Origin of the sequence: Mesorhizobium sp. M7A.F.Ca.US.010.02.1.1 (assembly GCF_004023085.1) — a bacterium.
Taxonomy (GTDB): Bacteria; Pseudomonadota; Alphaproteobacteria; order Rhizobiales; family Rhizobiaceae; genus Mesorhizobium.
In genome coordinates, this window is sequence record NZ_RZRV01000058.1 from 19,149 (window position 1) to 28,086 (window position 8,938).

11 protein-coding genes are annotated in these 8,938 nt (G+C 60.9%); 10 read left to right on the forward strand and 1 reads right to left on the reverse strand.

What is annotated here, in order from left to right:
- Positions 1 to 52: 52 nt before the first annotated feature.
- The 8 genes from EOA19_RS36185 to EOA19_RS32190 all read left to right on the forward strand — a co-directional run bounded on the left by EOA19_RS36185 (position 53) and on the right by EOA19_RS32190 (position 7,018).
- Entirely contained in the window at positions 53 to 397 is a 345-nt protein-coding gene (locus tag EOA19_RS36185) for a hypothetical protein (RefSeq protein WP_245486406.1), read from the forward strand.
- 104 nt (positions 398 to 501) lie between these two features.
- A complete protein-coding gene (locus EOA19_RS36190; RefSeq protein WP_245486407.1) occupies positions 502 to 783 on the forward strand; it encodes a hypothetical protein in 282 nt (93 codons plus the stop codon).
- Positions 784 to 1,039: 256 nt separating this feature from the next.
- Entirely contained in the window at positions 1,040 to 1,708 is a 669-nt protein-coding gene (locus EOA19_RS36195) for a hypothetical protein (RefSeq protein WP_245273248.1), read from the forward strand.
- 76 nt (positions 1,709 to 1,784) lie between these two features.
- Positions 1,785 to 2,159 (forward strand): fluoride efflux transporter CrcB, encoded by a 375-nt coding sequence (gene crcB, locus EOA19_RS32170; RefSeq protein ID WP_023812077.1) that lies wholly within the window; start codon positions 1,785 to 1,787, stop codon positions 2,157 to 2,159.
- A 62-nt stretch (positions 2,160 to 2,221) separates the two neighbouring features.
- A complete protein-coding gene (locus EOA19_RS32175; RefSeq protein ID WP_023812076.1) occupies positions 2,222 to 3,202 on the forward strand; it encodes an RluA family pseudouridine synthase in 981 nt (326 codons plus the stop codon).
- A gap of 62 nt (positions 3,203 to 3,264) precedes the next feature.
- Positions 3,265 to 4,137 carry a DMT family transporter gene (locus EOA19_RS32180; RefSeq protein WP_050592714.1) on the forward strand — a complete coding sequence of 291 codons (873 nt, stop codon included), beginning with the start codon at positions 3,265 to 3,267 and terminating at the stop codon, positions 4,135 to 4,137.
- Between the two features lie 11 nt (positions 4,138 to 4,148).
- Positions 4,149 to 4,940, forward strand: coding sequence for an ATP12 family chaperone protein (locus EOA19_RS32185; protein WP_023812074.1), 792 nt, complete (start codon positions 4,149 to 4,151; stop codon positions 4,938 to 4,940).
- Between the two features lie 191 nt (positions 4,941 to 5,131).
- A complete protein-coding gene (locus EOA19_RS32190) occupies positions 5,132 to 7,018 on the forward strand; it encodes an MFS transporter (protein WP_023812073.1) in 1,887 nt (628 codons plus the stop codon).
- A 104-nt stretch (positions 7,019 to 7,122) separates the two neighbouring features.
- Here the strand turns inward: EOA19_RS32190 and EOA19_RS32195 are convergent, their stop codons facing one another.
- Positions 7,123 to 7,320 carry a DUF2735 domain-containing protein gene (locus EOA19_RS32195; protein ID WP_023812072.1) on the reverse strand — a complete coding sequence of 66 codons (198 nt, stop codon included), beginning with the start codon at positions 7,318 to 7,320 and terminating at the stop codon, positions 7,123 to 7,125.
- Between the two features lie 315 nt (positions 7,321 to 7,635).
- On the opposite strand from EOA19_RS32195, the gene EOA19_RS32200 reads away from it, so the two are divergent.
- Both EOA19_RS32200 and EOA19_RS32205 read left to right on the forward strand, forming a co-directional pair.
- Positions 7,636 to 8,676 (forward strand): glutamine synthetase beta-grasp domain-containing protein, encoded by a 1,041-nt coding sequence (locus EOA19_RS32200; protein WP_023812071.1) that lies wholly within the window; start codon positions 7,636 to 7,638, stop codon positions 8,674 to 8,676.
- Between the two features lie 82 nt (positions 8,677 to 8,758).
- Positions 8,759 to 8,938: helix-turn-helix domain-containing protein (locus EOA19_RS32205; RefSeq protein WP_164893097.1), on the forward strand; the 180-nt coding region annotated here is incomplete at its 3' end.

Consider the following 8,938-nt stretch of genomic DNA (forward strand, 5'->3'; position numbering starts at 1 on the left):
CGGCCCCGGGCTGACTTTGACAGTTCTGCCTCTCCCCTCCTGGCGGCTTCAAGTGACGAAGAACAGATCTCTCGGATTTTGGGCAACGACCTATGTGTGCACCGCTCTGCTGGGAGTTGCTCTTGCTCTCACCTATGTAGGGCTTGAACAGCCTGTCTATTACTGGGACTTCGCTGCCTATTTCGACACGTTCAGCCAGCAAGGCACGCTCTTGGTTCAGAGCCCTCTCGAATGGCTCAGCCACCTGAGAACCTCGATAGCCACGGATGACTACAGTGCGGCGATCCTGGTGCCGCTGATGCCGTTTCACATCATTTTTGGCGATTCGAGGTTTTCCTACATCGCCGGAACAGTCGCTGTTTATCTGGTCCGACCGCTCTTCTCATCGGCAGAATAAGCTATCTGGAGGCGGCGACCGGAACATCTTCATGCCGAAGCTGGCTCACCGTATGGATTGCGGCCTTTCTCTACACGCCCTTCTGGGCGGCGACGCTCCGTGGGTTGCCTGACATTGCCGGCTGTTTCGCGCTTTGCGCGGCAACCTATTTTCTCTGGAAATCGAGGTTCCTGACCCATGAACCGGTGATCAGCGGAATACGTGTCGGCGTATGCCTGTGGTTGGCATTCGTGCTGCGCCGCTGGTACGCCTATCCCGTCATCGGGGTCGGAATTTCCGCAGCCTTCTTCTGTTTTCTGCAGGCGAAAGACCGGGACTTTCCGGCACTCCGCAATGCCGCCGTCGGGAGCCTGTGTGCGATCCTCGTGGTATCGGAGCCGCGCTGACCTTCCAGCAACCCCTGATCCTCAAGATACTGGGAACCAGCTATGGCGACCTTTACAGCGGATACAAGACAAACTTCGGTTCACAGCTTGGCCAGGTAGGATCGCGGCTCAGCTATGTGAACTGGCTGTTGATCGTATTTGGCCTTTACATCTCCATCATACGCCGAAAAACAGATTTTCCCTGTTCTGTGCCGTTGCTTCGGCACTCACCTTCGTCCTCTTCACCCGCATGCAGGACCCGGATCGCCATCATTCGGTGCCAGTATTTCTTTGGCTCTTTCCTGCCTACGCCCAGGCAATCGTTGCGATCGTTTCGATGCCGGCACTGAGATCGCTATGGTCGAACGCCGCGATAGCCGTTGCCGCCGGGCTGGCGTTTTTCGGTACTTTTTTCCCGACTGGCCGCCAGGTGCTGTCACCGATCAGCTACGTCTTTGCCAGCGAAGCCACGCTCCCGCTGCACCTCGACAATCTTCCAGAATACAGGCGCCTTATCGATGACCTTCTTGGAAAGATGGGACCTGAGGACCGGTTGTCGGTGTTTGCATCCAGCGGGATGATGAGCGATTCATTGCTGTATGAAATGGACAAGGACCTTTACCCTCGCATCGAGTGGGCTTGTCAGGTCGATAGTCGCGATCGATTCAGACCGGCGACGTTGAAGTCCAAATACGTTGTCGTGACCGACCCGCCCGTTATCCATCTGCAGCCGGGCGCGCAGCTCTGTGTCTCGATACCGGACCAATACATTGTCGAGGGCAAAGGCATCGCCGCAGCATACAGGCGCATCGCGGCGTACCAGCTGTCCGGCGACGTCAAGGGCTACCTCTACGAACAGGTGCGCCCAATCGGCAAAGCGGAGATCGATGACCTCTATAACGAGTTCAGGAAAAAATATCCGAGATGGGCAACGCCTGAGTGGTGACGAACTCGGCCGATCCGTGCGGTTGCGCGCGCAACAAGGGATTGACCGGGCAGCCGTGCGGGGGCAGTAAACGGTCATGTTCAATCTGCTTCTCGTCGTCGTCGGTGGCGGCATCGGTGCCGGAATTCGTCACCTCACCAACATCGGCGCATTGCGCCTTGTCGGCCCAAACTATCCCTGGGGCACGATGGCCATCAACGTCATCGGCTCCTTCGCCATGGGGCTGTTCATCGCCTCCATGATGCGCCGTGGCGGATCGAACGAGGTCAGGCTGTTCGTTGCTACCGGCATTCTTGGCGGCTTCACCACCTTCTCCGCCTTTTCGCTCGATTTCGCGACGCTGTGGGAGCGGGGAGCCACGCTGCCTGCACTGGCTTATGCCCTTGCCAGCGTCGTTGGCGCCATTATCGCCCTGTTTCTGGGACTTTGGCTCGCAAGAAGCCTGCCTTAGTGCTATTGCCGCGCCAAGAACAGGCCGAGCTTCGCTCGGGAAACGGATAAGCGACAAAAAACATGGCAGGCGTTGAACAGATCACGGTGGAGGCCGGCGAGGCGGGCATGCGGCTCGACCGCTGGTTCAAGACCCATTTCCCGGGCCTTGGTTTCGGCCATTTGCAGAAGCTTCTGCGCTCCGGCCAGATCCGTGTCGACGGCGGCCGGGTCAAGGCCGACACCCGTGTCGAGCCCGGCCAGATGGTTCGCGTCCCACCGCTCGAGGTCGACAAGAAGGGCGAGAGTGCGCTGACCGGCCACTCGATCCGCAACCAGGGCGATGCCGATGTTCTCGCCAAGATGCTGATCCATGAGGACCCTAAGGTTTTCGTCTTCAACAAGCCGGCGGGCCTTGCGGTGCAGGGCGGCTCGGGCGTCACCCGCAATGTCGACGACATGCTGGAAGCCTGGCGCAACCAGAAGGGCGAGAAGCCCAGATTGGTTCACAGGCTCGACCGCGACACTTCGGGTGTTCTGGTCGTCGCCCGTAGCCGGCTGGCCGCCATGAAGCTCTCGGAAGCGTTTCGCGCCCGCGAGACCAAGAAGACCTATTGGGCGCTGGTTAAGGGCGTGCCGCCCAAGCGCGAGGACAAGATCTCGACCTGGCTGATCAAGGAGCCGACGCCGGACGGTGACCGCGTGCGGGTCGCCGCGCATGGTGAAAAGGGCGCCGACCACGCTGTGTCCTACTACCGCATCATCGAGCAGGCGGCGCAGACGATGACCTGGCTGGAGATGGAGCCTTATACCGGCCGCACCCACCAGCTTCGCGTTCATGCCGCCCACATCGGCTGTCCGATCCTGGGCGATCCGAAATATTTCGAGGCCGACACCAACTGGGACTTTCCCGGCGGCATTCAAAACCGCCTGCATCTGCATGCGCGCCGCATCATCATTCCGCATCCCGACAAGGGCGTCATCGATGTCACCGCGCCAATGCCGCCGCACATGCGACAGAGCTGGAACCTGATCGGCTTCGACGACGCCAGCGCGGAGGACTGATCGTGAGCGGCGCCACCGACGGGCTCGCCACCGATACGCTTGATCGTCGCGACACGGTCGACATGGCCGCCGCCGCCATCATGGTCGGGCTGACCTTTTCCTGGGGGCTGAATTACGTCGCCGCCAAGATCTCCTACGCTGGCTATGATCCGGTTTTCCTATCGATCGCGCGCTCGATCATCGGCGGCCTGTGTGTCTTTGCCTGGTGCCGGTGGCGCGGCATCGCGCTTTTCACGCGCGACGGGACCTTGCTCGCCGGCATCGCGGTTGGCGCGCTTTTCGGCATCGAGTTCCTTTGCCTTTATGTCGGCCTGGAGCATACGACCGTTGCCCGCAACACGCTGCTGGTCAACACGATGCCGTTCTGGATGCTGCTCGGCGGCCATTTCCTGCTTGGCGAGCAGATCACGTTGAGAAAATTCCTTGGCCTGCTGCTGGCCTTTGCCGGTCTTGCCGCGGTGTTTTCCGACAAGCTCGGCGGCGGCGGAGACATGCTGTTCGGCGATCTCCTGAGCCTCGGCTCCGGATTCTTCTGGGCTTTGACCAACATCCTCATCAAGCGGTCGAAGCTGGTCGAGGCGAGCGCCGAAAAGCTTCTGCTTTACCAGCTCGCCGGGGCAGCGATCGTAGGCGTCTTGGTGCTGCCTCTCGCCGGCCCGCCCGTTCGCGATCCGACCGTGCTGCCGACTTTGGCGCTGCTTTTCCAGGCTGTCTACATCGTCGCCTTCACCTATGTGCTGTGGTTCTGGCTGCTGCGGCGCTATCCGGCATCAGGCCTGTCCAGTTTCACCTTCCTGTCGCCGGTTTTCGGCGTGCTGTGCGGCGCCATGTTCTTGAATGAGCCGCTGACCATGCGCATTTTCCTGGCACTTGGCCTAATTGCCGCCGGCCTGATCATCGTCAACCGGCCGGCGCGCAAGCTGACGCCGGTGTAAGAGAGACCTTCATGCGTGATATCCTCAACGACCTCGAAGCGGGCAAATATCTTTCCCATCCCGATCCGGTGCGTCGCGCCCAGATCCAGATGAAGACGCATCTGCCGAAGCGCTTCTACAAGGCCGCCTCTGTCGCACCTGTCGACAATGGCTTTGCCGTGCATCTCGACGGCAAGCCGGTGCGCACCCCGAGCAAGGCGCTGCTGGCGCTGCCTACCGAGGCAGCAGCAGTGCTTGTCGCCGACGAATTCGCCGCCCAAAGCGAGACCATCGATCCGGTGACCATGCCGGTGATGCGTCTCGTCAACACCGCCATCGACGGTGTCGCCAGCGACCCCCAGGCGGTGCTGGAGGATATCCTGCGCTTTGCCTCATCCGATCTGCTCTGCTATCGCGCCGACGCACCGCAAGGGCTGGTGGAGCGGCAGAGCCAGCATTGGGACCCGGTGATAGACTGGGTGAGGGGAACACTCGGGGTCCGCTTCAATCTCGCCGAGGGCATTATCCATGTCGAGCAGCCGCGCGAGACCATCGCCGTGCTGGGCAGCCATCTTGCCCAGCGAACAGAGCCGCTGCGGCTCGCCGCCATCCATGTGATGACGTCGCTGACCGGTTCGGCTCTGCTGGCGCTGGCTGTCGATTTCGGCGAACTCGATGCCGATCCTGCCTGGGCCGCTGCCCATGTCGACGAGGACTGGCAGATCGAGCATTGGGGGCAGGACGCCGAAGCCGTTGCCCGCCGCGCGGCTCGCAAGCGCGACATGATGGCTGCTGTCGGCCTGCTGGAAGCGCTCAAGCGCTAAGGAGTTTTCCCAGCTCGCCCGGATTCATCCCGCAGTGCACCTAATACCAAAGTCATAATCCCAAAGACGCGCTGCCTTTGGCAGGCGCTTTCTGCCATTTTTCCGAATGGCTGTCGTTGAGTCCGTGCTCGGAGGAGAACGCGGACGGTGTCGCGCAGCATCGAGAACGGGTCTCACGGGAGGATAACGCAATGGCAATCGCATCGACCGCCGGCGGAGCAAGCCGCGGCATGACGCGGGAGGAGAAGAAAGTCATCTTCGCTTCCTCGCTCGGCACCGTTTTCGAATGGTATGATTTCTATCTCTACGGCGCATTGGCCGGAGCGATCGGCGCGGCATTCTTCGCCTCCTATCCAGAGGCGACTCGCAACATCTTCACGCTGCTTGTTTTCGCCGCCGGCTTCCTGGTGCGCCCGTTCGGCGCGCTGGTGTTCGGTCGCATTGGCGATCTCGTCGGCCGCAAATACACATTTCTTGTCACCATCCTGATCATGGGCCTGTCGACCTTCCTGGTCGGCCTGCTTCCCGGCTCGGCGAACTGGGGCATTGCGGCGCCCATCATCCTGGTCGGGCTGCGCATGCTGCAGGGCCTGGCGCTCGGCGGTGAGTATGGTGGTGCGGCGACCTATGTCGCCGAGCATGCTCCCGACGATCGCCGCGGCTTCTATACGTCGTGGATTCAGACGACGGCGACGCTCGGCCTGTTCCTGTCGCTGATCGTCATCCTGGTCGTGCAGAATTCGCTGAGCAAGGAGGATTTCGCGGCTTGGGGCTGGCGTATTCCGTTCCTGCTCTCGGCCATACTGCTCGGCATATCGGTCTGGATCCGCCTGTCGCTTGCCGAATCGCCGACTTTCCAGCGCATGAAGGACGAGGGCAAGGGCTCCAAGGCGCCGCTGACGGAAGCCTTCGGCCAGTGGAAGAATGCCAAGATCGCGTTGCTCGCGTTGTTCGGCCTCACCGCCGGCCAGGCTGTGGTCTGGTACAACGGCCAGTTCTACGCGCTGTTCTTCCTGGCGAATGTGCTCAAGGTCGACCCACAGTCGGTCAACATCATGATCGCGATTGCGCTGGCGCTCGGCGCGGTCTTCTTCGTCGTGTTCGGCTGGCTATCCGACAAGATCGGCCGCAAGCCGATCATCATGGCCGGTCTCGCGCTGGCGATCGTCACCACCTTCCCGCTGTTCAAGGCGCTGACATGGGCCGCCAACCCGGCGCTCGCCACCGCCCAGCAGAACACGCGTGCGACGGTGACCGCTGCTCCGGGGGACTGCAAGTTCCAGTTCAATCCAACCGGAACACGCAAGCCTCTCACCTCGTGCGATATTGCGACGGACTTCCTGGCCAAAAGCTCGGTGCCCTATGATATCGTCACGACAGCGGCAGCGGGAACAGCGGCCAGCGTCAAGATCGGCGCCGAGACCGTGACGTCTTACGACGCCGTGGCGGCCGCTGATAAGGCTGCTCCAAGCGATGCGGCTTTCAAGAAGGCGATCAACCTGGCGCTTCAGGACGGCGGTTACCCGCTGAAGCGTGCTGCCGCCAAGGTTGCTGACCAAAAGCTCGACGCCTTTGTCGCGGCCAATCCCGAACTGAAGCTCGACGCGGCAGCCATTCGCGCCGGTGAAAAGGCCACTGTCCCGCTCGCCCAGGCGGTCAAGGACAAGCTGCTGACGGCCGATGAGGCTGCCGGCGCCACGGACGTGACCGTCTACAGTGTTCCGGCGGCCGGTGCGTTCGCGATGTTTGCCGACCCGGCGGCGGTCAACTGGGCAAAGGTCATCGGCATCCTGTTCATCCTGGTCCTCTACGTGACCATGGTCTACGGGCCGATCGCGGCGATCCTGGTCGAGATGTTCCCGACCCGCATCCGCTATACCGGCATGTCGCTGCCCTATCACATCGGCAATGGCTGGTTCGGCGGCCTGCTGCCGGCGATCGTGTTCGCGCTCAGCGCCTCCAAGGGCGATATCTACTACGGCCTCTGGTATCCGGTGGTGATCGCGGCGATGTCGCTGATCATCGGCATGATCTTCGTCAGGGATACGCTGGGAACCAACCTGCACGACAAGCAGTAGCTGACAGCTCCAGCATACAAAGATAAAGCCCGGCGCGAGCAATCGCGCCGGGCTTCCTCTTTTCAGGCCAATTATCCGTTGACGAGGGCTGCTGCCCCTCTGTGTCAGCTCTTGCGGCCCCGGGCCTCATCCTCGATGGCTGCCTCATGGTACCAGCCGTCGCCGAAGTCTGCGCGGGCACCACGCAGCGAGGCAAGCTCTGCCGCAAACTTAGCCCTTCCGCTCAAATTTGAGGCAGAGAGGCGCGCTGCTGCCGGGAACATCAGAATTTTGGCCGACGGTCGTGTGGAAATGATTTCCATGCCGGATTCCTTTCTTCCGCCGAACCTTTTCGATTCAACTTGGTCCAAAGATAAGGTCTGCAATCAAGTTAGGCAATATGCCTATGAAAAGATCAGTATTTGCACACTATTTGTGCAAATAACGATTGTGATGGATCCGGGCGCATTGCTTAGGCGCTCACCGACTTTCGAGCGGATGCCGCGTCAATTTTGCCGCACCCTCCGGACCAAGAATGGCACACGAATTGCATTTTAAGTGTGCGGCAGGCCGTCTGCTGACGGCAGACGCATGTCGACGCCGTTCAGTGTTCGGTGATCAAGCAACGAGAGGCTAGAATGACGAAATACAAGCTCGAGTATATCTGGCTCGATGGATATACCCCGGTCCCCAACCTTCGCGGCAAGACGCAGATCAAGGAATTCGCCGAATTCCCTGATCTTGAGCAGCTGCCGCTGTGGGGCTTCGATGGTTCCTCGACCCAGCAGGCCGAAGGGCACAGCTCCGATTGCGTGCTGAAGCCGGTTGCGGTCTATCCGGATCCCGCCCGCACCAACGGCGTGCTGGTCATGTGCGAAGTCATGATGCCCGATGGCGTGACGCCGCACGCATCCAACAAGCGCGCCACCATCCTCGATGACGAGGGCGCCTGGTTCGGCTTCGAGCAGGAATATTTCTTCTACAAGGACGGCCGGCCGCTCGGCTTCCCCGAGAGCGGCTATCCCGCACCCCAGGGCCCGTACTACACCGGCGTCGGCTATTCCAATGTCGGCTCCATTGCGCGCCAGATCGTCGAGGAGCATCTCGACCTCTGCCTCGCCGCCGGCATCAACCACGAAGGCATCAACGCCGAAGTTGCCAAGGGCCAGTGGGAATTCCAGATTTTCGGCAAGGGCTCCAAGAAAGCCGCCGACCAGATGTGGATGGCCCGCTACCTCATGCAGCGCCTGACCGAGAAGTACGGCATCGACATCGAATATCACTGCAAGCCGCTTGGCGACACCGACTGGAACGGCTCTGGCATGCACGCCAACTTCTCGACCGCCTATATGCGCGAAGTCGGCGGCAAGGCCTATTTCGAAGCGCTGATGGCGGCCTTCGACAAGAACCTGATGGATCACATCGCCGTCTACGGCCCGGACAACGACAAGCGTTTGACCGGCAAGCACGAGACCGCGCCGTGGAACCGGTTCAGCTATGGCATTGCCGACCGTGGCGCCTCGATCCGCGTGCCGCATTCCTTCATCAAAAGCGACTACAAGGGTTATCTGGAAGACCGCCGTCCGAACTCGCAGGGCGACCCCTACCAGATCGCCTCGCAGATCCTGAAGACGATCGCCTCGGTTCCGGCAAGCGCCCAGGTTTCGGCCGCCGCGTAAGCGTTTCGGACTGCATGACAAGAAGACCCCGGCGTTTCTGAACTGACCCCCGAAAGTTGGACATCCACCTTCGGGGGTTTTCATGTCCAAACACAGCGAGAGTTTGAAGCGCACTGTTGTTGATCGTTATTTGAGTGGTGAAGAGAGCTATGCGAGCGCCGGTGCAGCCGACGGCGTAGATGCTGCAACGGTGCGCAAATGGGTTGCGAGCTATCAAGCGCACGGGGTTGCCGGCCTCGCTCGCAAGCTCAGCCACTATGAC

What these genes read in the sequence shown, in the direction of transcription:
- EOA19_RS32185 (WP_023812074.1), top strand. Translation starts at nt 4,149, where the DNA reads ATGCGTGATATCCTCAACGACCTCGAAGCGGGCAAATATCTTTCCCAT.
- EOA19_RS32195 (WP_023812072.1), bottom strand. Translation starts at nt 7,320, where the DNA reads ATGGAAATCATTTCCACACGACCGTCGGCCAAAATTCTGATGTTCCCG.
- EOA19_RS32180 (WP_050592714.1), top strand. Translation starts at nt 3,265, where the DNA reads ATGGCCGCCGCCGCCATCATGGTCGGGCTGACCTTTTCCTGGGGGCTG.
- EOA19_RS32175 (WP_023812076.1), top strand. Translation starts at nt 2,222, where the DNA reads ATGGCAGGCGTTGAACAGATCACGGTGGAGGCCGGCGAGGCGGGCATG.
- EOA19_RS32190 (WP_023812073.1), top strand. Translation starts at nt 5,132, where the DNA reads ATGGCAATCGCATCGACCGCCGGCGGAGCAAGCCGCGGCATGACGCGG.
- crcB (WP_023812077.1), top strand. Translation starts at nt 1,785, where the DNA reads ATGTTCAATCTGCTTCTCGTCGTCGTCGGTGGCGGCATCGGTGCCGGA.
- EOA19_RS32200 (WP_023812071.1), top strand. Translation starts at nt 7,636, where the DNA reads ATGACGAAATACAAGCTCGAGTATATCTGGCTCGATGGATATACCCCG.